The following is a 26099-nucleotide window of genomic DNA, read 5'->3' on the forward strand; positions in this document are numbered from 1 at the left end:
TCAGTCTCTGGACGCCCGGAACTCTCCGGGCGTCTTGCCTTTTACTGCCTTGAATTTGCGGTGGAACGACGTGGTTTCACTGTACCCCAGCCGTAATGCAATGTCCGGAATTGCCAACTCGCTGTTGAGCAGATAATCCTCCGCCATTTTCAGTCGAACCTCATCCAGCAGTTTCTGATACGACACCCCATCCTGGCTCAGTTTGCGCTGCAGGGTGCGACTGGTCATCCGCAGATCTTCCGCCACCATGTCCTGCCGCGTGATCCCATGCATGAGTTGCTGCTGGATGCTGTGCTTTACCCGGGAAATCAGATCGCTGTCGGTATCCAGGGCGGCAAGCTGTGTAAGCGCGTGGGCCTCGAGGGTTTTCCGCAGCAGCGGGTCCGGTTGTCGCAGGCGCGTTTCCAGCAGATCTTTTTTCAGTGTAACGCTGTCTTCGTCGGCACCGAACAGGACAGGGCAACGCCAGCGTTCCTGGTAGGCCTGCTCCAGCGCCTGGCCCGGGGATGGCCGCCGCAGGCAGACACGGGAGGGTGAGGCGGTGCGGTTGTCGGCCAGCCACCGGGCGTAATTCACCCAGGACGAAAATACGTTGTCGACCAGGTGAGGGCGTACGACGGGATCGGTGAAGTGGCAGGTCCAGGTGAGGGTGATTTCATCGCCATTGATGGCAAGGCTGGTGGTGCCCATGTCACCAACGAGTTTTTCAAACGGGGCGATCCGGGCCACTGCTTCCCCCAGCGTGGCGCAACTCATGGTGATATAACCGAGAACGCTGTAGGAGCCGGGTTGTACGAAATCGCCGGTTTCCAGCCCGAGAACCGGGTTGCCGGTCTGTTCGCACAGGAGATGAATGAACTTCTGGAGTTGCTCGCCCGGGATGCGGCCGTCGTCCGTCGCCAGGATTTCCGGGTTCAGTCCAGCCAGTTTGAACAGGGCATCGGTGTCTTCGCCGGCGGATTCGGCGGCGCGAACGTATTGCCGCAAGGCGGCGACAGAGGCGGTTCCAAGGGATGTCATGGCTACAGCACGGGTTATTTGAATCGTTATGTGCCGAGTATACCGGAATTTGGAAACACAAAATAAAAAGGCCAGCTAGATCAGCTGGCCCAAAATAAGGAAAGAACGAAAGTGCCTGAAAAATTCGTTAATCCGGTGGATCGTTTCCCCATTTGGCGGCGGAGGTACTACTCGGCTCCTCCGCCATGGGGGATACTGCTTAAATCCACAATTGCAGAATAGGGCTTTCGCTCGGCTGTGTCTGTTTGTGATGTGTGTCGCACTGTTACAGATTGTTCGAAAAGTGGTCAGCCGGGTATCACACCCCCTCGGTGACCTCCGGAGCGGTTTCGGTGAATCGCCGGGTTTCATAGGCGTCCACCAGCCCCTCTACAGCGGTGCGTTCCACCTCCTGCACCGAGGGTGTGCCCTGCTGGGCATCGGCCCGGCAAAGCACCATGCCCGCTTCCACGGAGATATAGCCTGCGGTGGTTTTAAGTGCCTTGTGATTGATGCCGTCGAATACCCGTCGGAACGCGGTGGTTGTGCAGTGGTCGCTGTTGGGAAAGTAGGCAATGATGGCGAACTGGTTGTCACCCACCCGGCACAGCACGTCAATCGGTCGAATCAGTGTGCTGAGGCGCCGGGCGATGCCAACGGCCAACTCGCTCATCACCGTCGGTGGATGCTTGCGTTTGAGTTCTTGCCAGTTGCGGATGCCGCAGAGGACGTAGGCGCATGAGCCACCCCGGGATTCGGCATGGCGCAGCATTTTGGCGAGACGCTCTCGGCCATACTTGTTGTTGCAGAGACCGGTTTCCAGGTCGATGATGTTGGTCGCCTCGAGTTCCCGATTGTTCTCAATCAGCAGAGAGTTCGCCCTCAGCAGGGTGTTCTGGCGATCAGCCATACGATCCGCGGCAAAGATTCGGGGGATCAGCTGTTTGGTCATGTCGGATTTGTAGATAAAGTCATCCACGCCTCGATCAAACGCTTCCGATAGTGCCTCTACGCTTTCCCGGGCGGTGAGCAGAATCACATAGGTGTAATGGTTGTTCTGTTCGTCCTGTTGCCGAACACTGTCGGTCAACTCGAGCCCATCCATCTCCGGCATCAGCCAGTCGGCAATCAGCACGCTGACCGGGCGTTGTTCGATCAGCTCAAGCGCGGCGGGGGAGTTGTTGACGATTCGTACGTCGCGGTAACCGGCATTGCGCAGGGTGCGGCCAACCACCATGCTGCTGAATTTGGCGTCATCTACTACGAGGATGGGTAGGTCCAGGTTTGGCATTGTTATCTACTTCTCACCAGTCCATTGTCGAATGCGGCGCCCTTTGCCGGATGCGGTCCGGCGTGGGTCTTGCTATGCTTTGGCACCTTGAACATCCGGGAATTAATGTAGGCCACAGTATACCCCCGGTGGCTACTGGAGAATAACGACCATGCCTTCTTTTGACATAGTTTCTGAAATTGATATGCACGAAGTCACCAACGCGGTGGACCAGGCCAAGAAAGACCTGGCCACCCGCTGGGATTTCAAGAACGTGGAAGCGAATATCGAGCGTGATGACAAGGGCATTACCATCAGTGCGGAGCAGGAATTTCAGCTGGAGCAGCTGCTGGACATGTTGCGAATGGCCTTTGCCAAACGCAAAATCGACGTCCGCGCCCTGTCCGAAGACGGTGAAAGCAAGTCCGGCAAGCTGGTAAAGCAGCACCTGCTCCTGAAGCAGGGTATTGAAACGGACATGGCGAAGAAGATCGTGAAGATGATCAAGGACGCCAAACTGAAAGTTCAGGCCAGCATTCAGGGTGACAAGGTTCGGGTAACCGGCAAGAAGCGGGACGATCTGCAAGCTGCCATGGCGATGCTGCGCGAAGCGGATCTGGAGATCCCGCTGCAGTTCAACAATTTTCGCGACTGATCCGGAGGCTTGACCATTCTTTCCAGCGACCGCCGCGCCCTGATCCGGGACACGCTCTACACATACACTCGCTGGCAGGTCATTGCCCTCCTGTTTCTGGGGTTTTCGGCGGGGCTGCCTTTCTTACTGGTTTTCTCCACGCTGAACGCCCGGCTGGCGGACGTGGGAGTGGAAACTGCCACCATCGGCTTCTTCAGCTGGCTGGGCATAACTTACTCCATCAAAGTTTTCTGGGCGCCCGTGGTGGATCGGTTACGGTTGCCGCTGCTGGACCGGTTGCTGGGGAAGCGCCGTAGCTGGATCATTCTGGCCCAGTCCGGGATCGCAACCGGCCTCTATCTGATGGCCAATGTCGATGCCACGACGGCACCGGAAATGATGGCCCTGTGCGGTCTTCTGGTTGCGTTCTCGTCGGCAACACAGGATGTCGCCATCGATGCCTATCGCATTGAAATCGCGGAGGAGCGATTGCAGGCGGCGCTGGCAGCCACCTACATCTTCGGCTACCGGCTAGCGCTGCTGGTTGCCGGTGCCGGCGCGCTGTATCTCGCGGAGTTCTGGTCCTGGCAGGTGTCCTACCAGGTGATGGCCTGCCTCGTCGGCGTCGGAGCCCTGACGGTACTGATCGTCCGCGAGCCGTCGGTTAACCACTTCGCCGCCGCCCAGGACATCGCCCACAAAATCGAACAGGAAGCGGCCAAACGTGGCCACCTCAATCCGCGCCTCGCACGACTCGTCGGCTGGTTCTATGCCGCCGTCGCCGGCCCGTTCCTGGATTTCTTCAATCGCTACAAAGAGCTGGCGGTGCTCATACTGGTGATGGTCGCGGTTTACCGGATTTCCGACATTGCCATGGGGGTAATGGCCAACCCCTTCTATCTGGACTTCATGGGCTTCAGCAAGACCCAGGTAGCAGATGTCACCAAGATCTTCGGTTTTTTCATGACCATTGCCGGTTCGCTGGCCGGCGGGGTCATGGTGGTGCGGTACGGCGTTCGCAGGATTCTGTTGCTGGGGGCGGTGATGACTGCAGCAACCAACCTGCTGTTCGTCCTCCTTGCCCAGTACCCGCCGAACGTGATTACGCTGGCGGCCGTGGTCAGTGCCGACAACCTGAGCGGTGGCATCGCCAACGTCGCGCTCATCGCCTGGTTGTCCAGCATGACCAGTGCCTCCTTCACGGCAACCCAGTACGCCCTGTTCAGCTCCCTGATGACCCTGCCGGGTAAGTTTCTTGGCGGCTTCTCAGGCATCGTCGTGGCTGACTTCGGCTACGCCCAGTTCTTCTTCGTTGCCGGTGTCATGGGCGTGCCGGCCATCCTGCTGGCGATGTTCATGATCCGACAGGGCGAGAGACTGGACGCGCTGGCACCACGAAAGGCCGAGCAGATTGACCCAGACTCAGAACCGGCTCTGAAGGAGTCCTGAGTGATGGAACCAACCAAGGATCAGAAAATCTGGCAGGTCGTTCTGAGCATTCCTGAAGGGAAGGTCGCCAGCTATGGACAGGTGGCGGGCATGGCCGGTCTCGGACGGCAGGCCCGGTATATCGGCCGCGCGCTGGGTAAACTCCCGGAGGGACATTCAGTTCCCTGGTACCGAGTAATCCGCAGCAATGGCCAGATCGCCTTCCCGGAAGGCTCGCCAACGTTCGTCTTGCAAAAAGAGCTGCTGGAACGAGATGGAGTAGAAGTAAAAAACGGGAAGATCAACCTGCGCGAATACCAATGGCAACCCTAGTCCTTCTTCGTTGTCAGTAAGCTTATTCCATAGGTCTGCCGGTCACGGGGTGGGGTACCTTTTCTGCCGGAACAAAGATGTCTGCGCGCAGCGAGTTCGTGTCCCAGAAGAAAAGGTACCCCACCCCGGGGCCAGCCCTCAAACTCGAAGGCTACAGCCTCAAAGCCCCATCCACCTCAATCATGCGTCCGGAAAGGTAGTCGTTCTCAAAAATAAACGCCGCCGCTGAAGCAATCTCCTCAGGCTTACCCATGCGCTTCAGCGGAATGCCCGCGGTCATCTTCTCCAGCGCTTCCGGTTTCATGGAGGCGGTCATCTCGGTTTCGATAAAGCCCGGAGCAATGCCCATGCAGCGAATACCATAACGCGCCAGCTCCTTCGCCCAAACCGGTACCAGGGCAGACACACCCGCCTTGGCGGCAGAGTAGTTGCTCTGTCCCATATTCCCCGCGCGGGAAATCGAGGCAATGTTGATGATCACGCCCTGGTCGCCGTTCTTGATCATCTGGGTAGCCGCTTCCCGACCACACAGGAAAACACCGGTCAGGTTGACGTCAATAACCGACTGCCATTGGGACAGTTCCATGCGCTTCTCAACCTGGCCATCCTTAACCTTGACCATCAGGCCGTCCCGCAGGATGCCGGCGTTATTAATCAGACCGTTGAGCTGGCCAAAGTCGCTCGCAATGGCCGCGAAGGTTTGCTCGACCTCTTCTTCCTTGGCCACGTTGCAGACGTAGCTCTTTGCCTCCACACCTGCGGCTTTGCAGGCGGCAACGGCTTCGTCGAGCTTTTCGGGCATCAGATCGATGAGTGCCAGTTTGGCGCCCCGGGCGGCAAAGTATTCGGCCATGGCGCGGCCCAGGCCCTGGCCACCGCCAGTGATTGCGATTACGGAATCTTGAAGTTTCATGTTTTGCCCTAACTACTGTTATCAGGTGGTTTAGGTTTAACGTGTGTCCCGAACCCGCCGGCCGGCGTTGTCGTATTGAGCCATTTGTGTGGCTTCTTGTCCAAAACAGAGGGGCTGGGAGTATACCAGACCTTCTTAAATTCCTATTCAGACCGTGAGGGCCTGATGTCTGTGTTTCTGTTTCTCTTCATTATCATGCCGATTGCCGAGATGGCGGTGCTCATAAAGGTGGGCGGTATTATCGGTGTGTTGAATACCGTTGGCCTTGTGCTGTTAACGGCGGTCATCGGTGCCTGGCTTCTACGCCAGCAGGGGCTGGCCACCCTGCTCAAAGCGAACCAGCGTCTCAACAGTGGGGAATTGCCTGCCAAGGAGGTGGCCGAGGGGCTGATCCTGGCGGTCGGGGGAGCCCTGTTGCTGACCCCGGGCTTTATTACAGACACCATCGGGTTTCTCTGCCTCCTACCCGGCACCCGCCACTGGCTCGCGGCACAGGCCCTGAAGCGGATGGTGGTTTCCGGCCAGAGCCGGGGCTTTTATTTCCGCTCTGGAGGCGGCCAGGGACCCTTTGATCAGCCCCCATTTGGTAACCGTGAGAATCCCTTCGGCAGACAGCGACCATTCGATCGTGACAGCAATGGCGACATCATTGAGGGTGAGTACCAGGACGAGACCGAATCCGATCGCGATCGCATCGAAAAAAAGTGAAAAAAAGTTGTATCCGGGGTGTTGAAAACCCCTACGCCAACCCCACATAGGTTGCACAAGTTCGCTGCAGGCTGATAACGGCTGGAAAACAGCAGGTTAGGCAGCCGGGCAATTTGGCCGGATGACGCTTTGCAAGTCCGACCTTTTTAAACAGCAAATGTCATTGCCACATTAATCTGACTACTGGAGAAACCGAGCAATGAAAATTCGTCCGCTACACGATCGTGTTGTCGTGCGCCGTAAGGAAGAAGAAGAGAAAACTGCGGGTGGCATCGTGCTGCCGGGTAATGCCAAGGAGAAGCCTTCTCAGGGTGAAGTCGTTGCCGTAGGCAACGGTCGCATTCTGGACAATGGCGAAACCCGCGCGCTGGCGGTCAAGGTGGGTGACACCGTGGTCTTTGGCCAGTACGCCGGAAACACCGTAAAAGTCGACGGTGAAGAGCTGCTCATCATGAGCGAGAACGACATTTACGGCGTGCTTGAGTGATCGCTCCGGCGACCGGCACGAACCCTCATTAATCCGATTGATTCAACAATTTCGGTTTAACGAACAGGAATAGAAGACATGGCAGCAAAAGACGTTAAATTCGGTGATAACGCGCGAAAGCGCATGGTCGCAGGCGTCAACGTTCTGGCAGACGCGGTTAAAGTGACCCTGGGTCCCAAGGGCCGCAACGTGGTCCTGGAAAAGTCCTTCGGCGCGCCGACCATCACCAAAGATGGTGTTTCCGTTGCGAAGGAAATCGAACTGCATGACAAGTTCGAGAACATGGGCGCCCAGATGGTGAAAGAGGTCGCCTCCCAGACCAACGACACCGCGGGTGACGGCACCACCACCGCGACTGTTCTGGCTCAGTCCATTGTTAACGAAGGCGTGAAGGCAGTAACTGCCGGCATGAACCCGATGGACCTTAAGCGCGGTATCGATAAGGCTACCATCGAAGCGGTGAAAGCGATTCGTGACATGGCCAAGCCGTGTGACGACAGCCGTAACATTGCCCAGGTAGGCACCATCTCCGCCAACGGCGACGAGACCATTGGCAAGCTGATTGCCGACGCCATGGAGCGTGTGGGCAAAGAAGGCGTCATTACTGTTGAGGAAGGCCGCGGCCTGGAAGATGAGCTGGACGTGGTCGAAGGTATGCAGTTCGACCGTGGCTTCCTGTCTCCGTACTTCATCAACAACCAGGACAACATGTCCGCCGAGCTGGACGATCCGTACATCCTGCTGGTCGACAAGAAGATCTCCAACATCCGCGAACTGCTGCCGGTGCTGGAATCTGTCGCCAAGGCTGGCAAGCCGCTGATGATCATCGCCGAAGACATTGAAGGCGAAGCGCTGGCGACTCTGGTTGTCAACAACATGCGCGGCATCGTGAAGGTTGCTGCGGTTAAGGCTCCTGGCTTCGGTGATCGTCGGAAAGAGATGCTGCAGGATATTGCCATCCTCTCAGGTGGTACTGTGATCTCCGAAGAAGTGGGTCTGACACTCGAGAACACCACTCTGGACGACCTGGGCACTGCCAAGCGTGTCAACATCACCAAGGAAAACACCACCATCATTGGCGGTGTGGGTGCGCAGGCCGATATCGAGGCCCGTGTTGAGCAGATCCGCAAGCAGATCGAAGACAGCTCCTCTGACTACGACAAAGAGAAGCTGCAAGAGCGTGTGGCCAAGCTGGCTGGCGGTGTTGCCGTCATCAAGGTGGGCGCTGGCTCCGAAGTGGAAATGAAAGAGAAGAAAGCTCGCGTTGAAGACGCACTGCATTCCACCCGTGCTGCGGTTGAGGAAGGTATTGTTGCCGGTGGTGGCGTTACCCTGATCCGTGCCATTGCGGCTCTGGACAAGGTCGATGCGATCAACGAAGAGCAGAAGGCCGGTGTCAACATCCTGCGCCGTGCCATGGAAGCTCCGCTGCGTCAAATCGTGTATAACGCCGGCGGTGAGTCTTCCGTGGTCGTTGCCAAGGTGCGCGAGGGCGAAGGTTCCTACGGCTACAACGCCTCTACCGAAGCGTACGGCGACATGCTGGAAATGGGTATCCTGGATCCTGCCAAGGTTACTCGCTCCGCGCTGCAGGCGGCTGCGTCTGTTGCATCCTTGATCATCACCACTGAGGCGATGGTTGCGGATGAGCCTCAGGACGAGTCTGCCGGCGGTGGTATGCCGGACATGGGCGGCATGGGCGGTATGGGAGGCATGGGCGGCATGATGTAATGCCGGCCTGATCCCGGTCGCGTCTTGGAACCTCAAGGCGCCGCCCGATCGACCTCAAAAACCCCGCGTCGGTTCGCACTGACGCGGGGTTTTTGTTTTTTTCTCATGAACTTGCCTCGGGCCTTTGTTAGACTCGGCTACCGACCAATTGTCTTTGTGTGGCCCGATGAGTGACACCGAACCCAAATCCTTTCTCCGCCCCGGCAAGGTGATTCTCCTTGTCCTGTTGGGGCTGGTCGTCTATGCGGGGACACTGGTGGTTTGGATACCCGCAGGATGGGTCTGGCACCAGGCTTCAGCCCATGTTCCCCTGCCTGAACAGGTACAGGTCCGGCAGGTTTCCGGCCAGGTCTGGAACGGTGCCGCGGGATTGGTGGTGGCAGGTTATCCGGTACGTGTTGACTGGCATCTCGGCTGGCCGTCCCTGACCGACCTGTCGTTACCGGTCGACATTTCTGTTGCTTCGTCACAATCTTCGGTTGAGGGCGATGTTACGATTGGCTGGCCGGAGCGTGCCGAGCTCAATGCCCGTGGCCAGGTCGTGGTCAGCGAGTTTGAGGACCTGATTCGCCGGAGTGGTGGCGCCATGATCGAGGGCAACGTCACCGTTGATCGGTTGAACCTGGTGTGGGCGGATGGCCGAATTGCCCGTGTCGACGGGTTTGCTCGTTGGGCTGGAGGGCAGGTCACGTGGCCCATGGGTAACCAGACAGGCCAGGCACGATTCCCGCCCATGCAGGCCAACCTCGACACCACTCAAGGTGGAATCGCCTTGACCGTGGCAGAGCAGGACGGCACCGGCCCGGCAGCGGAGGCCAGCATCCTCTGGAATGGCATGATGGAAGTCCAGGTCTACAAACGTATGGTGGATCTGGCCGGTCAACCCTGGTCGGAATCGGCCAGCCCGGACGATGTGGTTTTCCGGGTCAAGCAACCATTGCTGCCGGGAGCGCGTTGATATGGCATTGATGGGTGTTCAGGTTCAGAGCCGTATTTCCCGGGTTCTTGCGAATCTGCTGTTGCTGGCGCTCGCCGTTTACATCGGGATCGCCTTGGCCAAGGTTACCTGGCTTTTTGCCTGGGATGACAAGCCCGTGCCCGTGGCTCCGGTTTCAGAAAGCGGAAGCATGGGTGGCTCCGGCCAGGGTCTATCGTACCCCATGGCAAGTTTTGATTTTTTTGGTCGGCCGGCAGAGCAGCGTGGCGTTGCAGAGGTCGTCAAACGATCGGCCCCGGAAACAGGCCTGCGGCTGCGTCTTGAAGGGGTTCTCGTAGGACAGCGTCCGGAAGACTCCGGTGCTATAGTTGCAGGAAGCAACGGAGAAACCGCGTATTACCGGGTAGGGGACATGCTGCCCGGCAACGCAGAGTTGGCCGAAGTTGAACCCAGCCGCATTCTGATTCGTCGGGGCGGTCGGTACGAATCGCTGACGTTTGAAGAGCCGGATTCGGAAGCCCTGGTTGCGGAAGCGCCGGAAGAGCCTGCAGAATCCTCCCCGGAAGCTTTCCTGGAAAATGCCCGGGCCGAGCTGGACAGTCAGGGGGTCGCGGCGCTTAACGCCTACGGGCTGAGCCCGGCGGATCAGAGCGGAACGTCTGGCTACGTGTATGACGGATCCAACGCCATGCTCAATGCGGTCAATCTTCAGGCCGGCGACGTGATCACCGCCATCAACGGGCAGCGGCTGGGGGACATAGAACAGGACAAATCCCTGCTTGAGAGCTGGCGAGGACAGTCTCAGGTGGACATAGAAATCGAACGTGACGGATCCATCCTCACCATTAGTTATGCCATACCCGAGCAGTGGCGCTGATCGGGTTCATCGATACAGGACGAAATCGCCGCATGTATAACCACAAGACAAATCTGTTGCGGGCTGTAGCCTTGCTTATCCTTCTGCCAATGATGTCCCTGGCCTACGGGCAGGAGGAAACCTGGCGGCTCAACCTGAAAGACGCCGATATCAGGGCGTTTGTGACTCAGGTTGCGGATATCACCGGATACAGTTTTGTCGTGGACCCTCGGGTCAAGGGCAAGGTCACAGTGCTTTCCAGCGCACCGATGAACAAGGACGAAATTTACGACCTTTTTCTGGCGGTATTGAACGTCCATGGATTTACCGCCATCCCCGGCGAAGAAGTCATCAAGGTGGTTCAGCAGGTTGATGCCAAGCAGTCGGCCGAGTCGATGTCCCGGTTTGAGGCCATTCCCTCCGAGCAGCTGATCACCCGGGTGATCCAGATCGACAACGCCAACGCTCTGGAGCTGGTCCCGATTCTGCGCCCGCTGGTGGCAAAATATGGCCACCTTGCTGGTGTGGCTGCCGCCAATGCGCTGATCGTCAGCGATCATTCCGCCAATATTCAACGTATCGAACAGATAGTTCGCGAGCTCGACAGCCCCTCCAAATATGAGGTGGAAGTGATTCAGCTCGATGAGGCCTGGGTCGGGGATATGGTGACCCTGTTACAGGAGCTCGCACCCGATGAACTCGGCAAGAGCGGAGGCGAGAATGTTGCACGCAAGTACAGCGTTACCGCCGACGAGCGCAGCAACCGCCTGATCCTCCGGGGCGATCAGACCTTTCGCGACAAGATGCGCAGTCTGATCCGGCAACTGGATCAGCCGTCAGCCACCGGTGGAACCACCAAAGTCCTTCGCCTGAAGCACGCCGACGCCAAGAACCTGTCCGAGATACTCAAAGGCGTGATGGGTGAGCTGGTCAAAGAGGAGTCTGCCGGCTCGAACGGGTCGTCCAGCAGCAAGCCCAGCGCCAATTTTGCGGTCTTTGCCGATGAAGGTCTGAATGCCCTCGTAGTCCGTGGCGAGCCATCACTGATGCAGGAGGCCGAACAGATCGTTGCGCACCTGGATGTCCGGCGTGCCCAGGTCCTGATTGAAGCCGCCATTGTGGAAATCAGTGACGAAGTGGGTGAGGACCTGGGCGTTCAGTTTGCCGTGGGTGACCGGTCAGGAAATTCCACGCCGATCGCCGGCACCAATTTCAGCAACGTTGGCCGCAGCCTGAGTGAAGTGATCAACGCCATTGTGACCGATACGCCGATCGGGCCGGCTGCGGGCGGCATCACCATCGGTGCTGGTCAGGATGACTCGGACGGCATCACCTGGGGCATTCTCCTCCAGGCCCTGTCCACCTCTGCCGCGGCAAACCTGTTGTCCACGCCCAGCATCATTACCCTCGATAACCAGGAGTCGGAAATCATCGTTGGTCAGAATGTGCCCTTCCGTACCGGGCAGTCCACGGTCACCGGCGATGGCACCACCAACCCCTTTACCACCATTGAGCGCCGGGACATCGGTCTGACTCTGAAAGTAACGCCGACCATCAGTGCCGACGGCCTGGTGCGGCTGGTGGTGGAGCAGACCACCGAGAACGTGGCCGACAGCATCGAGAACGCATCTGACATCGTGACCAACAAACGGGAAATCAAGACCACTGTTCTGGCCGATGACGGGGAAACCATTGTGCTCGGCGGCCTGATCCGCGATGACTATCAGATCAACAAGAGCAAGGTACCGCTCTTGGGCGACATTCCCTTCCTTGGCCGGTTGTTCTCCTCGGAATCCGAACGTCGTGTGAAGCGGAACCTGTTGGTGTTCCTGCGCCCTACCATCATGCTGGGTAAAACCGAAGCCGTTGCGGCAACGGACGATAAGTTCCAGGAGCTCTGGGATGTGAATCTGAATATCAGGGAAAAACTGGACCTGCCGCAGGTCGACGCCAACCCGGATATCGACGTGCTGTTCGATGGCCGGACCCGGGAGAGGCTGCGCGACACTAGCAAGTGAGCGGCGGCATCGGGCAGTCCAGCTGATCCGCCACCAGCCTCATCAACTCATATTCCCTGACGTCAACTTTGCCGTCGAGGGTGATGCAGTACCCGCACGCATCGATGATTGCAGGCTTCAACAGCGGTGACAGTCCATTTAATGCTGTCAGCGCTTCCCGCAGCTGCCGCATGGTGACCTTCTCGAGAACTGGCTGATTGCCTTCGCCAACGGTCGTGAAGCCGGCCATCGCTTCCCGGTAGAGCCGCTCGGCATCAGAGTTGTCAGCGGTTCCAGCGCGTGCCAGCAAACTCAGCAACTTCTGGATGGCGGGCATAACCGGCCGGTATTTGCGGTACCGGACCGGCATTTCCCGGCTGGCACCGCCCCCCAAGTGCCTGGAGAGGAAGCTGGTCAGGGCCAGCTCGAACAGGGTGACCCGATTATCCGCCGCAACCAGTTTCTGGATGTTAGTGATCAATCCCTCCCGCTCCTCCGGATCCAGCTTGCGCAGGGCCGGCATTGCCAGCTCCAGGGCAGGAAACCGGACTTCATCCCCCAGCGTCTTCAACGTCGGAAGGAGCTTGTCCAGAAGGTCTCGTTCGACGCCGAGTAGGGGGTGCGCGGGGATCAATGCCAACCGCTCCCGCTGGAGCTCCCGGGAGAGTCCATCAATCACCAGGGCATAGCAGAGCTGGATGGCCCCCGCTCGCGTGTACAGCAGGTTGCGGAACGTCGCTGGCAGACGCGCCAGAAACCGGGTCGCAAAATCTTCACCCTGACCCGTCACTGTGCCGACACGTTCGGATAGCCTGTTGCCCAACGTGGACTCAGGGTCCGCCGTCGAGGCCAGCGGCGAGGTGCTGGACCGTTTTAACGGTTCCCATGTCCCGGCAGTGTCGCTGGCAAACCCGGATGCCTGTGCAGGCTGCCGAGCCCCGGTGGCGGACCGGAGGTCGGCACCGGTTTCCGTGTCACGGAAACGGCTTCGGAGCCGCGCCAGCATTCCGGGCTGAATGCAATTGATGCGTTCTTCGATTGGAGGATGGGAGGCAAGCAGGGCAGTAAACTTCATCCGCGCGCTTTCGCCGAAGCACATGTGGTTCATGTCACTGGCGTGGCTGGTGGTGTCCAGATACCCGCCCTTGAGTCCGATTTTGAACAGGGCTCCGGCGATACCCTCGGGGTTGCGGGTAAACTGTACCGATGAGGCGTCGGCCAGCATTTCCCGTTGGCGGGAGACAGCGGCCTGAATCAGCCGCCCGAAAAACACTCCAACGTAGCCAATAACCAGCAGGGCAATGCCAATCAGGCCCATTGCCGCCTGCCCGCGGCTGTCGCTGGAGGACCTGGAGGCGCGGTGGCTGCTGTAAAACGAGATGCGCATCAGGAAACTGCCAATCTGCCCAATCATCAGGATGCCGGCCAGGATTGCGATCAGGCGCACGTTCAGTCGCATGTCACCATTCAGGATGTGGCTGAACTCATGCCCGACCACGCCCTGAAGCTCGTCACGGCTGAGTTGGGTGAGGGCTCCGTGGGTCACCACCATCACGGCTTCACCGGGCGTGTAGCCCGCGACAAAGGCATTGATGCCGGTTTCCTGATCCATCACGTAGAGTTCGGGGACCGGAACCCCGCTGGCAATTGCCATTTCCTCGACAATGTTTCGAAGCTTGCGTTCGTCACCATCACGGGTGTCGGGGTCGATTGGCCGGGCACCCACCATCTTCGCGACGCGGGTGCCGCCGCCGGCCAGGTCGATCCACCGGACCAGGGAACTGGCACCAATGAGGGTCACAACCGTGGCTGAGGTCAGGAGGCCGTGACTGGAAAGCAGCCAGTCCTGGAAAACCAGCCCTGAGGTTTCACTCCGGGTAACGAAATACCCGACCAGGCTGACGGCCAGTGTGATCAATACGACCGCCGTCAGAAACAGGAACACAAGAAGACTGGTGTTGCGCCGGGCACTGGCCTGGCGCTCGAAAAAACCGTGATGGGCCATAGGTCAGAGCATCAGAAAGCGACTTTTGGGGCCTGTCGGGCCTCCGGTGACTCGAGCTCAAGTTGCGAGGTTTCCTTGAAGGCGAACATCCCGGCGATGAAGTTATTGGGGAACTGCTCGCGGAAGATGTTGTAGCTCATAACACCATCGTTGTAGGCCTGGCGGGCAAAGGCGACTCGGTTTTCGGTGCTGGACAGTTCCTCCATCAATTGCTGGATGGTTTCGTTGGCTTTCAGGTCCGGATAGTTCTCTGCCACCGCATAGAAGTTGGCGAGGGCCTTGGTCAGCAGATTTTCAGCGCTGCCCAGGCGTTGGATCTTTGTGCCGTCACCGGGGTCGCGGGCTGCATCCTTTTGGGCGCTGACGGCGTTGTTTCGAGCTTCCATCACCTGGGTGAGAGTCGACTTTTCATGGTCCAGGTAGGCTTTGGCAGCCTCTACAAGGTTAGGGATCAGGTCGTGGCGGCGCTGCAGCTGGACATCGATCTGAGCGAAGCCATTCTTGAACTGGTTTCTCAGCGATACAAGGCGGTTATAGATAAAAACCAGATAGATCACTGCGACGGCGATAACAATCAAACCGATAACGGTAGTTCCCATGGCTACTCCTTGGGGGATTAAGGTTTAGGCGTTATTCTCTGCGAACTGTTCGTGAAATCCCTTAACAAAGGTCTCAAATTCGCGTGGTTGAAGTGGTTTGCTGAAATAATATCCTTGGGCCAGTTGACAACCCCGCTGGCTCAGGTAGTACTCCTGTTCTGCAGTTTCCACACCTTCTGCGACAACGGAAAGGTTCAGGCTCTTTCCGAGGTCGATAATGGTGTTGGCAATTCTGGTATCTTCTTCGTTCACCAATAGATCGCGGATGAACTGTTTGTCGATCTTGAGGTGCTGGACCGGCATCTGCTTCAGGTAGGTGAGGGACGAGTAACCGGTGCCAAAATCGTCCACCGCGATGCTGATCCCCGCCTTGCTCAGGCGATGCAGCTTTTCCACGGCATCCGAAAGGTTGGTCATGAAGCTGGTCTCGGTGACCTCCAGCTCCAGCCGTCCGGCCGGGATATTGTGACGCTGAAGGGTTTCCAGAATATCGTTGACGATGTTGTCCTGACGCAGTTGCACCGCTGACAGGTTAACCGCGATACGCAGTGGCGTGCTTTCGGCCGCCCAGCGGGCTGCCTGCCAGCAAGCCTGTTCGAGTACCCATTGCCCTATCTCGACGATGGTTCCATTGGACTCCGCGACCGGAATGAAATCGTCCGGGGGTACCAGCCCTCGTACCGGGTGGTCCCAACGAAGCAGGGCCTCTGCACCAATAACCCGTTTGCTCTCAAGATTGATCTGGGGCTGATAGACAAGGTGGAGTTGATGGCTGGCAAGAGCCTGGGAGAGGTCTTTCTCAAGTTGCTTCCGGTCCCGGATTTCCTGATCAATGCTGGCAACATAGAATTGGAAGTGATCGTTCCCGTTCTGTTTCGCCAGTGTCATGGTCTGCTCTGCGCTTTGCAGTAACCGGTCCGCCTTGTCGGTGTCTGAGGGGAACAATGCCACACCCAGCGTTGCAGTGGTCGCAACATTCTGTTCTTCGACCAGCATCGGTTCCCCGATACACGCGAGAATTCGTTCGGCCGTGTCTGCCGCCTGGAACCCGTCCCGCAGGCCTTTTTCCACAATAACGAACTGGTCACTGCCAAGCCGGGCGATGGTGAAGCGGGTGCTTCCGAGCTTGGCGACAAGTCTGTCTGCGATGATCTGCAATATGATGTCGCCGGTGCGGAAGCCGCACTGTTCGTTAACGGATTTGAAGTCGTCTATGCCGCAGACCATCAGGGATAGAACGCTATTGCGCTTCCTGGCTTCCTGTATGTCCCGTTCCAGCAGCTCCATAAAGGTGTCGCGGCTCGGAAGGCCCGTGAGTTGATCGTAGCGTGAAAGTCGGCTGACCCTGTCCTCCGCCTCACGATGGCGTGTCTGACTGTCACCAATGGCCACCAACAGATTGTTGGTGGCGTTGACCCAGAGCCCCAGTTCGTCACGCTGGTGTCCCGCCGGAATGGTCACTAGGCGATCATCCGGGTGTTCCGGGTCTACCTGCTTGACCGAGCGGACAATGCGCAGGAGGGGGCGGGTCAGAAGCAGGTGGAACACGAAGTAGAGGACCATTCCGAGAATCAGCGCCGTTGCCACGCCGGAGGCAAAAGTAACAGTCGCCCGATTAAGCCAGGTTTTCGCTGCGGGAGCCGTGTCGTAATGGACCTCAAGGTACCCGTACACAGTATTCGGATCGCCATCGCGAACGAGGGGAGTGCGATACAGTCTTTCGGGTTCAAAAATCGGGTCAGTGACGGGGCGGAAGGTTGTTTGTTGCAGTGGTCGGTTCCGGTTGCCCAGGGCCTCACCGTCAGGATGGGCGATTCGGGCCATGCGCACGGCCTCCCGGGCAAAAAGGCCATCAACCACTTGCTGCGCCAGTTCCGAATCGATGCTGAAGACAGCCTGTGTTGCCGCGTCCCTGACCATGGAAATGGTCTGGTCCGCCTGACTGTCGAGGTCCATGGAGACACGCCTAGCGTCCAGGATAACCTGTACGGTACTGACTAGGACGCCACTCAGGAGGGCTATGGCAAAAATCCACCAAAAAATACGATAGCCCAGGCGATGTTCAACCTCGAAGGAGTTTTTCATTCAGGCCTGTTTGTCATCCGTTTCTTCGGGAGGTCATGGTCGCATAATTTCCAAGACTTCGGGAGCTACGCGCCCGGCTGGCTTGTAAGTATGGTCCAGAGTCGGCGTAACCTCGTTGAGTATCGGCGATTTTTTCAGAGAATGCAGGGTGGGCGTGTATCAATTTGTTAGGTTTTCGTTCCCCTGGATACACAAACGCCCGCTACGGCGCGGGCGTTTGTGTTGCAGCGGTCTTCAGCTGCGGTCTGTCAGTCATTCTGCATGTCTGATCAGGCCAGGTTTTCGTTTACGAAATCCCAGTTGACCAGATTCCAGAAGGCTTCCAGATAGTTCGGGCGGGAGTTGCGATAGTCGATGTAGTAGGCGTGCTCCCACACGTCGACGGTCAGTACGGGCTTGTCTGCACCGGTCAGCGGGGTTTCCGCGTTGCTGGTGTTAACAATGGCCACGCTGCCGTCGGCCTTCTTGACGAGCCAGGTCCAGCCAGAACCGAAGTTGTTGGCGGCCTTGTCGTTGAACTCTTTCTTGAAGTCTTCGAACGAACCAAACGCTTTCTCGATAGCGTCCTTGGCAGCGCCAGTCGGTGCACCACCGCCATTCGGGCTCAGGCAGTTCCAGTAGAAGGTGTGGTTCCAGACCTGTGCGGCGTTGTTGAACAGCGGGCCGCTGGCACTCTTGATAATGTCTTCAAGAGATTTGTTGGCATTGTCCGTACCTTCGACCAGGCCGTTGAGCTTGGTCACATAGGTGTTGTGGTGTTTGCCATAATGGTACTCAAGGGTTTCCTGGGAGATGTGCGGTTCCAGGGCGTTCTTTTCATAGGGTAGTGCGGGAAGTTCAAATGCCATGAGGTCGTTCTCCCTGTCTCTCTGTTTTATGTGGATGTACAGTGGGCCAATATAAGGGCGATTTGAGCTATATCAACCCCTTGGTGTTAAAGAACTTTTAAACTCCGGGCTGCCCGGAAGGAACTGTGCGCAGTTACGGACGCGCCAGACCAGTTCCTCATAGCTGTCTGCCAGAATGTTTACGTGGCCAAGCTTTCGGCCCGGACGCTCCCCCTTATTATAGAGGTGTAAATGCGCGTACGGCAGTTCAAGTATGCGGTTCAGCTCACCGTGCTCACCAATGATGTTGATCATGCAGCTGAGGCCCCGCGGTTCCGTGTTACCGAGAGGGTGTCCGCTTATAGCCCGGATGTGATTCTCGAACTGGCTTGTCATCGCGCCTTCGATGGTCCAGTGACCGGAGTTGTGGACCCGCGGCGCCATTTCGTTGGCAATCAGCCCGTTTTCCGTTTCGAACAGCTCGAGAGTCAGTACGCCAACGTAGTTCAATTCGTTCAGTAAGGCACGAATATGCCGCTCGGCATCTTCCTGGATCGACCTGTCCAGATCAGGCGCAGGTGCGATGGAATATCGAAGAATACCCTCGTGATGGGTGTTTTCCGTCATCGGATAGAAGGCCACGTCCCCATCCTCTGCACGCACTGCGATCATGGACACTTCGCGGGTGAAGTCGACAAATTTCTCGACAATCAGCCGTGGGTGTCCGATAGAGGCCCAGGCGTCGGCTGCATCCTCGGGACTGCGGAGTACCGCCTGGCCCTTGCCGTCATACCCTTCCGTGTTGGACTTCGCCACAACCGGGCAGCCAAGCTCTTCGGCTGCAGCCCGAAGAGATTCAGCGCTGTCGGCGATTCGCCACGCCGGGGTGGGGATGCCCAGTTGACCGAACAGCGTCTTTTCCAGTTCCCGGTTCTGGCAGACCTGAAGGGCGCGTGGGCAGGGGTGAACCGGTTTAACTTCGGCCAGCTTCTCGGCTACACTCACCGGCAGGTGCTCGAATTCGTAGGTGACACGGTCTACCCGTGACAGGAAGTCGTCCTGATATTGCCCTTCGCGATCAATAATGACTTCCCCGAGTCCGGCGCTTGGGCTGCCTGACATGTCATAGAAAACAAAGGTCTTGGCCAGCGGGTAACCGGCGAGGGCGAGCATGCGTCCAAGTTGGCCTGCACCTAAGACACCAATTCTCATCTTCATTCTCCTGCCATCGTGCGGCAAATTAAGCGTTCAGTTCGAGCGACGTCGCAATGTTTTACTGTTGCCTCGGATCCGGGGTGTCCAGAACCGTTTGCGTCTGGGAGGCCCTGAATGCGTCAACGGCCTTGCGAACGTCGTCGTTGGCGGTGCCCACAATCTGGGCGGCGAGCAGGCCGGCATTGGTTGCCCCCGCTTTGCCAATGGCCAGGGTGCCTACCGCAATGCCGCCCGGCATCTGGACAATGGATAGCAGCGAGTCGAGACCGTTGAGTGCCTTGGACTGGACAGGAACCCCCAGAACCGGCAGGGAGGTTTGTGAGGCGACCATGCCCGGAAGGTGTGCGGCACCGCCGGCACCGGCAATAATCACTTTCAGGCCCCGGTCCGAGGCAGTCTTGGCATAATCGAACAGCAGGTCGGGCGTGCGGTGAGCCGAGACCACTTTGGTTTCGTAGGCGACGCCAAGCTTCTCAAGCATCTGCGCGGCGTGTTCCATAGTGGGCCAGTCCGATTTGGAGCCCATGATGAGTCCTACAAGCGGCTGCATAAGCAACGGTCCTGTGATAATTGGAAAGCCGGCCATTGTATGTTTTGGCTACTTACCATGCAACAAAGCCTGACCGCTCCGCGAATTGTCCCGCGCGGGAAAATCAGGGCTCCATTTCACCAAGTTTATAAGTGCATGTATTATCGGGTCTTGAGGTAAGGCCCGTCCATATTCAGGAGTTGTAATGGAACCAATCCGCCCAGATGACGATGAACTCAGATCCGAGACCCCGATTATCCGCGCCGAGCGCGGGGATTCGGAGCAGGCAAAAACAGAAGGCTCCTCCCGGGGTGGTGGAAGGAAGCCGTCCAGGGATGATGGTTCCGGAAAGGGAGGGGGAAAGGGCGCCGGCCGTGGCGGAAAGTCGCTTTTGTGGCTCGTTTTAATTGCGGTTGCCGGGGCCGCACTCGGCGGCTGGTATTCGCAGAATAAAAGGATCGAGGCTCTGGAAGGGCAGTTGGAGGAGGCGGATTATTGGGCCCGGCAAAGCAAGCTGGCGCTGGCTCGATTCGAAGGGGAGCTGTCGGAAACCGGAGAAAGTCTGCAGGAACGTGGCGCCTCGCTTTCGGAGCAGATTGCGGCCCATGACAAAGCTCTGAAATCTGCCAACAGCGAAATCGGGAAGCTGTGGGTCGTGGCAAATGAGCGGAACAAGGCGCGATTGAATGAGCATCAGGAACGGTTGTCCGCCATCGAACAGGGCCTCGCAGAAAACGCGGAGGCGCTGGCAGCGCTGGAAACCTCGGTCGATCAGGTGAACCGTTCATTGTCCGCCGACATTGCCGCGCTGAAAGAACAGACCCAAACGTCCATCGTTGCACTTCAGGAATCCACGCGGCAGGCCACGGATCAGTTGACCAGCCTCAGTCAGCAGATGGCTGATGTGGATCAGGTGATTGACAATCGCATCCGTCGTTTCGAGCAGGAACAGAAGTTGGGCATCAGCGGCATGGAAGGCCGTATCACCGCCCTTGAAAAGACGTCGGATGGCTTTGCTGGCGAGAGCAGTGTCAGGTCGCTGCAGAACGAGGTGGCAAGTCTCAAGCGCACGGTTCAGGCAATAGACTCTTCCAGGGCCCAAATGACGTCGCGCCTGGTTCGTCTGTCTGAAGAAGTGAACATGCTGCGATCTCAGGTGTCCCGCAACTGAGGCTTGGGAACGGGGTCCCCCGGCGCTTGGGTCGTTTGTAACGGATTGTATTCATCCCTTTGCGGTAGCTCTCATTTCTGACCGCGAGCAGTTGTTATCATCAGGCTACTCGCGGAAAGATGAAGAGTGAACAACAATGAAAACCCAAACGCCCCCAGCCGTTTCGGCTGGTATCTCGTTGCCTGCGCTGGCCGCCAGGGTCCTGCTTGCGTCAGTGCTGCTGCTCAGCTCCGGTTGTACGATCTATCAGTCCATCGGCAAGAGCGTGGGCGCGTTCCTGCACCCGGTCTCTGGTCCCGATTTCGTACACATCCCTGACGATGAATGGGACCGGGAGAACGCTCTGCTCTACTTCTATCGCACCCACTCCCAATGGGCGGCCGATGAAATCGAATCCCCCAGCGTCTACATCGACGACAAGCACTATTTCAATATTCGCAACGACAGCTATACCTGGCTTGAAGTCAGCCCGGGCGAGCGGCACATTGCCATGCGGCGCCCGCTGCTGGGACTGGAAGGCCTGAACTCGTTCAGCCTGAGTCTGATTGCCGACGCTGCCCTGAGGGTTGAGCCAGGGAAGATCTACTACTTGCGTTACAACGAACTGACGGAGCCCGAACAGGCCCATCCGGATCTGGATCCAGAGCATCCGCTGGCCCAGGGCGACTTGCAGCTGGTTACACGGCGGTATGCCATGCAGGCGGGTGAGATTGTCAGCACACGCTTCCTCAACAGCGATCTCCTCGCCCCAAACCATGCGGCGACCTCGATCGTTGAGACCAACGAGGACATGGACTACGAGCGCAAGATGGTGATGCTGGAAGAGGAGCGGGAACTGGAAATTGAACGCCTGAAAGAAGAGGGCAAATACGAATCAGCGTCCTGGTTCTGGCCTTTCGGTGGTGGCCCCACGGTTCCCCTGGAATCCGAGGAAAAGATGGAGCAGCTCGAACGGGAGTACGCGCAGCTCGAGCTCGAGCGGGAGCGCCGGGAAGAAGCGGAATCGGGTGGAGGCTGGTGGATCTTTTGACGGATTGGCCCAAGCGACAGGGAATGTGATCGATTTCACAATTGTCGAGTCGGGTTACGGTTACTACACTGACATCGGTTGAAACATTCAGGAAGTCAAAACCATGTCCTTTAAGGATTCGTTACAGGGCCGGCTTGAGAAGCTTGCCGACGAGGTAGTGCCTCAGTTGCAGGGCGCCTGGAAAGATGTCCGGAAACGGCTGGATGAGCTGAATTGCTCGCTGGCCAATCGTGCGGTTCCGGAGCATCGGCGCTCCAAAGTCAGCGAGCTGTCGTTGCGCCAGAAAGCCGAGCAGGCGGGGCAGGGGCGATCGAATTTAAAGGTTGTCAAAAGCTCTCGGAAGACGGTTGTCAAATAATACTGATTGCTTAAAAAATGCCCGATTCTTAAGGGGTTGGAAGTTTTTTAGGGTTTTTCCCGGAAAACATTTGACACCGTCAGTGAAATGCTTAAAATGCGCGTCTCACTTGGTCGAGACAGCAAGTCTGCTTCGGCAATCAGCGCCTGGCGTTGCAAGTGAGGCCTTTGAAAGGTTTCCAAGATGGAAAGCCCGAAAGTGGGTGGTTAGCTCAGCTGGGAGAGCATCGCCCTTACAAGGCGAGGGTCACTGGTTCGATCCCAGTACCACCCACCACTTTCAAAGTGCATCACCGGATCACCCCATCCGGTTTTAGGTTCGGACCCTCAGGGTCAGAATTGATGCGGAGCGGTAGTTCAGTTGGTTAGAATACCGGCCTGTCACGCCGGGGGTCGCGGGTTCGAGTCCCGTCCGCTCCGCCATTTTATTCCCGGGTGGTTAGCTCAGCTGGGAGAGCATCGCCCTTACAAGGCGAGGGTCGCAGGTTCGATCCCTGCACCACCCACCAGAATTCCTGAAAAGGCAGGCCCTCGGGCCTGCCTTTTTTATTGCCTACTTGCCAATCAGCGACTGGCCGCAAACCCTCACCACGTTGCCATTGACACCATTGGATGCCGGATTGCAGTACCAGGCAATGGCTTCGGCAACATCGACAGGCAGGCCGCCCTGGGACAGGCTGTTCATTCGTCGGCCAGCTTCTCGGATGGTCATCGGCATTGATGCGGTCATCTGGGTTTCGATGAACCCCGGAGCAATGGCGTTGATGGTGATGCCATTCTTCAACTGTTTCGCCATCGCTTCCACGTAACCAATGACGCCGCTCTTGGCTGTTGAGTAGTTGGTCTGCCCGAAGTTTCCGGCAATCCCGCTGATGGAAGAAATGCACACAATACGTCCGTTTTCGCGCAGCAATTCCCGGTGAGCCAGTTCTTCGTCAATGAACTCTTCAGCACTCAGATTGACGGCAATGGTCATGTCCCAGAAATGCTCGGGCATATTGCCGAGGGTCTTGTCGCGGGTGATGCCGGCGTTGTGGATGACCAGATCGACACCCTCGAAGTGTTCCTGGATGAAATCCGCAATCAGCTTGGGCGCAGCCTTGTCAGTGATGTCGCAGGCCAGGGCCTTGCCGTTGATGGCATCGGTCACCTTCTGCAGTTCGGCCATCGCAGGAGGGATATCCAGTCCAACCACGGTGGCGCCGTCCCGGGCCAGAGTCTGGGCAATGGCGGCGCCGATTCCGCGTGAAGCGCCGGTTACCAGCGCGACCTTGCCGGTCAGGGGGTTAACCGGACTGGTGGCCGGCGCGGCTGTGCTCTTACCGACGCGGACAACCTGGCCCGAAACATAGGCAGAACGGACGGACAGGAAAAAGCGAACGGTAGAGTCCAGCTGTTTCTCTGCTCCGGGCGCTATCCGGACGAGGTTAGCGGTTGAGCCTTTCTTTCCGATCTCCTTGCCGACGCTTCGCACGAATCCTTCCAGGGCTTGCTGGGCGGCGGCCTGGGGTGCTTTCCGGCAAGTGCTCGGGTTCTGGCCAATCACCAGGACCCGAGCATTGCCAGTGAGTTTCTTGATGGTCGGATGGAAGAAGTCGTACACCGCTCTCAGTTCGTCGGGATTCTTGAGGCCGGTGGCGTCGAAGATCAGGGCGGAAAAGGTCTGCTCGACGCTCTGGGACAGGTCCAGCGCTTTGGCCTTGTTGCCCGCCTTTGCCGAGTCTGTGAGCGAATCCACGCCGGCGGCATGATGCAGGTTAGCCGCACTGGCGCCCAGAATGCTGCCCAGTGTTGAAACGACTTTACCGCCGGTGCCGGCACCGATGAGCACGTCACCCTCGATAAACGGCTGGTCCGGGCGCTGCAGACGTTTAAGCGGAACCGGGGAGGGCAGGCCCAGCGATTGGGCAGCGGTCTTGCCCACCGGCGTATTGACGAATTTAAGGTAGAGGTCAGACATAGGTTCTTCCTTGTGGTTGCTATGGGGCATCTTGGATGCGAATCGACCTACAGGGTAAAGAATCGGCCAGTTTTTGTATTGACTCAACGCATGGGGCTCATTGTCAGGCATGCCAATGAGCGACTAGTCTTTCGGGTTAGACTGCTTTCAGGTTAAACACTTCCAGCAAGGACATCATCATGGCACAGGCATCGAAAACCACTCAAAAGAAAGCGCCCGCACCGGCAAAAAAGTCCGCGTCCTCCAGCAATGGCGTCCGTCGTGTTGCCATTATTGGTGGTAACCGGATTCCGTTCGCCAAATCGAATACCGCCTACAGCAAGATCAGCAACCAGGAATTGCTGACCTCCGCGCTGCGGGGCCTGGTTGATCGCTACAGCCTTCAGGGGCAGCGTCTCGGTGAAGTGGCTGCCGGTGCGGTGATCAAGCATTCCCGCGACTTCAATCTGACCCGGGAATCGGTGCTCAGTTGCGGCCTAGCCGCTGAGACGCCGGCCTACGACATTCAGCAGGCCTGTGGTACGGGGCTCGAGGCGGCCATTCTGGTAGCTAACAAGATCGCTCTGGGGCAGATCGAATGCGGTATTGCCGGCGGTGCGGACACCACGTCCGATGCCCCGATTGGCGTGGGCGAGGGGCTGCGGGAGATCCTTCTGGATCTCAACCGGGCGAAGACGGCAAAAGAGCGGCTGAAGATACTTGCTCGCTTCCGTCCGGGGCACCTGGTTCCTGAGTTTCCGGAGAACGGGGAGCCTCGTACCGGTATGTCCATGGGGGACCATGCCCAGGTGACAGCTCGGGAGTGGGGAATTGCCCGTGAAGATCAGGACCAGTTGGCGATGGAGAGCCATCATAAGCTGGCAAAGGCCTATGAAGAGGGCTTCTTCGTAGATCTGATGACACCCCTGGCCGGTCTGGAGCGGGATAACATACTGCGCCCGGATACTTCGCTGGAGAAACTGGCCACCCTGAAACCCTGTTTCGACCGCGACAACGGCACCATGACCGCGGCCAACAGCACCGCCCTGACCGACGGGGCGTCCTGTGTGCTGCTAGCCAGTGAGGAATGGGCCAAAGCGAACAACTACGAGGTCAAAGCCTGGTTGACCTTCTCTGAGGTCGCAGCGGTGGATTTTGTGGAGAAGAAAGAAGGCTTGCTCATGGCGCCGGCATACGCGGTACCGAGAATGCTGGATAAAGCCGGGTTGAGCCTTCAGGATTTTGACTTTTACGAGATTCACGAGGCCTTTGCCTCGCAGGTGCTGTCCACGCTCAAGGCATGGGAAGATCCGGAGTTCTGTAAGGACCGCCTGGGTCTTGATAAGCCTCTGGGGAGCATTGATCGCTCCAAGCTCAACGTCAAGGGCAGCAGTCTCGCAGCAGGACATCCGTTTGCCGCTACCGGTGGGCGCATCGTCGCCACCCTCGCGAAGTTGCTCGAAGAGAAGGGCACTGGGCGCGGCCTGATTTCCATTTGTGCGGCCGGTGGTCAGGGGGTTACTGCCATCCTGGAGCGCTGAGTTCCGGAAAATTCCAATTTAGCTTTGACAGGCTAGGCTTCAGCCCTTATTATGCGCGCCACGTTGATCGGGGGATTCCCCGAGAAAACAACCAGTTTTGATGCGGGGTGGAGCAGTCTGGTAGCTCGTCGGGCTCATAACCCGAAGGTCGTTGGTTCGAATCCAGCCCCCGCTACCATATATGAGAAAGGCAGATCGGTAGTTTACCGGTCTGCCTTTTTCGTTTATGGACGCGCGCCCCTTTCCGAGGAATACCGGGGCAACTTTATTTTTTCTGACCCGTCCAGTTTTTTCTTTCCTGAAAATTTTCTGACTCTTTGATTCCGTTTGAAATGGAAAGGGCTTCTATAAAGGAGCAAAAACTGCGCAAATCGCATTTTTGTGAAAGAAACGTAATATTCTTGCTGAATAAATCGGATTCTGGGCAGGTGATGTGCCCACAAATTTCGAAAACATAGAGTGTTACAAAATGTAAGTTTATTAATATTTAATCTTTCACCACATTTCA

Annotated in this window: 23 protein-coding genes and 4 tRNA genes; 17 read left to right on the plus strand and 10 right to left on the minus strand. The window is 57.7% G+C overall.

Annotation, left to right across the window (positions count from 1 at the left end; genetic code table 11):
- Positions 1-1020, minus strand: a complete 1020-nt coding sequence (locus QQF73_RS06685) for an AraC family transcriptional regulator (RefSeq protein WP_285367701.1) — start codon at positions 1018-1020, stop codon at positions 1-3.
- A gap of 298 nt (positions 1021-1318) precedes the next feature.
- On the minus strand, positions 1319-2290 hold the full coding sequence (locus QQF73_RS06690; RefSeq protein WP_285367702.1) for a response regulator: 972 nt from the start codon (positions 2288-2290) through the stop codon (positions 1319-1321).
- A 151-nt stretch (positions 2291-2441) separates the two neighbouring features.
- Between QQF73_RS06690 and QQF73_RS06695 the strand changes: the two genes are divergently transcribed.
- The 3 genes from QQF73_RS06695 to QQF73_RS06705 are packed head-to-tail and all read left to right on the plus strand — an operon-like array spanning position 2442 to position 4664.
- Complete coding sequence (locus QQF73_RS06695) at positions 2442-2924, plus strand: YajQ family cyclic di-GMP-binding protein (protein WP_219866251.1); 483 nt, start codon at positions 2442-2444, stop codon at positions 2922-2924.
- Between the two features lie 9 nt (positions 2925-2933).
- Positions 2934-4352, plus strand: a complete 1419-nt coding sequence (locus QQF73_RS06700) for an AmpG family muropeptide MFS transporter (protein ID WP_416383194.1) — start codon at positions 2934-2936, stop codon at positions 4350-4352.
- Positions 4353-4355: 3 nt separating this feature from the next.
- Positions 4356-4664: an MGMT family protein gene (locus QQF73_RS06705; protein ID WP_285367703.1), complete on the plus strand. Its 309-nt coding sequence runs from the start codon at positions 4356-4358 to the stop codon at positions 4662-4664.
- A 151-nt stretch (positions 4665-4815) separates the two neighbouring features.
- On the opposite strand, the gene QQF73_RS06710 is transcribed toward QQF73_RS06705, so the two are convergent.
- Positions 4816-5577, minus strand: a complete 762-nt coding sequence (locus QQF73_RS06710) for an SDR family oxidoreductase (protein WP_219866249.1) — start codon at positions 5575-5577, stop codon at positions 4816-4818.
- A 165-nt stretch (positions 5578-5742) separates the two neighbouring features.
- On the opposite strand from QQF73_RS06710, the gene QQF73_RS06715 reads away from it, so the two are divergent.
- From QQF73_RS06715 to gspD, 6 genes are all read left to right on the plus strand, one after another.
- The gene (locus QQF73_RS06715) at positions 5743-6285 is read left to right on the plus strand and encodes an FxsA family protein (protein WP_219866248.1); all 543 of its coding nucleotides are present in this window, start codon (positions 5743-5745) and stop codon (positions 6283-6285) included.
- A 199-nt stretch (positions 6286-6484) separates the two neighbouring features.
- Entirely contained in the window at positions 6485-6772 is a 288-nt protein-coding gene (gene groES / locus QQF73_RS06720; RefSeq protein WP_041341247.1) for a co-chaperone GroES, read from the plus strand.
- 78 nt (positions 6773-6850) lie between these two features.
- Positions 6851-8503, plus strand: a complete 1653-nt coding sequence (gene groL / locus QQF73_RS06725; RefSeq protein WP_219866247.1) for a chaperonin GroEL — start codon at positions 6851-6853, stop codon at positions 8501-8503.
- Positions 8504-8669: 166 nt separating this feature from the next.
- Positions 8670-9461: a type II secretion system protein N gene (gene gspN / locus QQF73_RS06730; protein WP_285367705.1), complete on the plus strand. Its 792-nt coding sequence runs from the start codon at positions 8670-8672 to the stop codon at positions 9459-9461.
- 1 nt (position 9462) lies between these two features.
- Positions 9463-10317: a type II secretion system protein N gene (locus QQF73_RS06735; RefSeq protein ID WP_285367706.1), complete on the plus strand. Its 855-nt coding sequence runs from the start codon at positions 9463-9465 to the stop codon at positions 10315-10317.
- A 32-nt stretch (positions 10318-10349) separates the two neighbouring features.
- Positions 10350-12314, plus strand: coding sequence for a type II secretion system secretin GspD (gene gspD / locus QQF73_RS06740; protein WP_219866244.1), 1965 nt, complete (start codon positions 10350-10352; stop codon positions 12312-12314).
- Here the strand turns inward: gspD and QQF73_RS06745 are convergent.
- The 6 genes from QQF73_RS06745 to purE form a co-directional block, all read right to left on the minus strand.
- Positions 12304-14298 carry a M48 family metallopeptidase gene (locus QQF73_RS06745; protein WP_285367707.1) on the minus strand — a complete coding sequence of 665 codons (1995 nt, stop codon included), beginning with the start codon at positions 14296-14298 and terminating at the stop codon, positions 12304-12306. The genes gspD and QQF73_RS06745 overlap by 11 nt on opposite strands.
- Before the next feature lie 11 nt (positions 14299-14309).
- Positions 14310-14897, minus strand: a complete 588-nt coding sequence (locus QQF73_RS06750) for a LemA family protein (RefSeq protein ID WP_218634918.1) — start codon at positions 14895-14897, stop codon at positions 14310-14312.
- Positions 14898-14921: 24 nt separating this feature from the next.
- Complete coding sequence (locus QQF73_RS06755) at positions 14922-16982, minus strand: putative bifunctional diguanylate cyclase/phosphodiesterase (RefSeq protein ID WP_219866242.1); 2061 nt, start codon at positions 16980-16982, stop codon at positions 14922-14924.
- Positions 16983-17251: 269 nt separating this feature from the next.
- Complete coding sequence (gene sodB / locus QQF73_RS06760) at positions 17252-17830, minus strand: superoxide dismutase [Fe] (protein ID WP_219866241.1); 579 nt, start codon at positions 17828-17830, stop codon at positions 17252-17254.
- A gap of 72 nt (positions 17831-17902) precedes the next feature.
- Positions 17903-19021: a 5-(carboxyamino)imidazole ribonucleotide synthase gene (locus QQF73_RS06765; RefSeq protein ID WP_219866240.1), complete on the minus strand. Its 1119-nt coding sequence runs from the start codon at positions 19019-19021 to the stop codon at positions 17903-17905.
- A 61-nt stretch (positions 19022-19082) separates the two neighbouring features.
- Positions 19083-19574 carry a 5-(carboxyamino)imidazole ribonucleotide mutase gene (gene purE, locus QQF73_RS06770; protein ID WP_285367708.1) on the minus strand — a complete coding sequence of 164 codons (492 nt, stop codon included), beginning with the start codon at positions 19572-19574 and terminating at the stop codon, positions 19083-19085.
- Between the two features lie 184 nt (positions 19575-19758).
- Here purE and QQF73_RS06775 point away from each other — a divergent pair, with 184 nt between their 5' ends.
- The 6 genes from QQF73_RS06775 (at position 19759) to QQF73_RS06800 (ending at position 22620) form a co-directional block, all read left to right on the plus strand.
- Positions 19759-20724, plus strand: a complete 966-nt coding sequence (locus QQF73_RS06775) for a hypothetical protein (protein WP_285367709.1) — start codon at positions 19759-19761, stop codon at positions 20722-20724.
- Positions 20725-20860: 136 nt separating this feature from the next.
- Positions 20861-21754: a DUF2846 domain-containing protein gene (locus QQF73_RS06780; protein WP_219866237.1), complete on the plus strand. Its 894-nt coding sequence runs from the start codon at positions 20861-20863 to the stop codon at positions 21752-21754.
- Positions 21755-21857: 103 nt separating this feature from the next.
- The gene (locus tag QQF73_RS06785) at positions 21858-22112 is read left to right on the plus strand and encodes a hypothetical protein (RefSeq protein WP_219866236.1); all 255 of its coding nucleotides are present in this window, start codon (positions 21858-21860) and stop codon (positions 22110-22112) included.
- A 200-nt stretch (positions 22113-22312) separates the two neighbouring features.
- Positions 22313-22388 (plus strand) — tRNA-Val (locus tag QQF73_RS06790).
- 69 nt (positions 22389-22457) lie between these two features.
- A tRNA-Asp gene (locus tag QQF73_RS06795) sits at positions 22458-22534 on the plus strand.
- Between the two features lie 10 nt (positions 22535-22544).
- Positions 22545-22620: transfer RNA gene (locus tag QQF73_RS06800), tRNA-Val, on the plus strand.
- 44 nt (positions 22621-22664) lie between these two features.
- Here QQF73_RS06800 and QQF73_RS06805 read toward each other — a convergent pair.
- On the minus strand, positions 22665-24071 hold the full coding sequence (locus QQF73_RS06805; protein ID WP_219866235.1) for a 3-oxoacyl-ACP reductase: 1407 nt from the start codon (positions 24069-24071) through the stop codon (positions 22665-22667).
- Between the two features lie 179 nt (positions 24072-24250).
- Here QQF73_RS06805 and QQF73_RS06810 point away from each other — a divergent pair, with 179 nt between their 5' ends.
- Both QQF73_RS06810 and QQF73_RS06815 read left to right on the plus strand, forming a co-directional pair.
- Entirely contained in the window at positions 24251-25591 is a 1341-nt protein-coding gene (locus tag QQF73_RS06810; RefSeq protein ID WP_285367713.1) for an acetyl-CoA C-acetyltransferase, read from the plus strand.
- Positions 25592-25692: 101 nt separating this feature from the next.
- Positions 25693-25769, plus strand: a tRNA-Met gene (locus tag QQF73_RS06815).
- The last annotated feature ends 330 nt before the right edge of the window (positions 25770-26099 follow it).

This window comes from Marinobacter albus, from assembly GCF_030238305.1.
GTDB classification, from domain to species: Bacteria; Pseudomonadota; Gammaproteobacteria; order Pseudomonadales; family Oleiphilaceae; genus Marinobacter; species Marinobacter albus.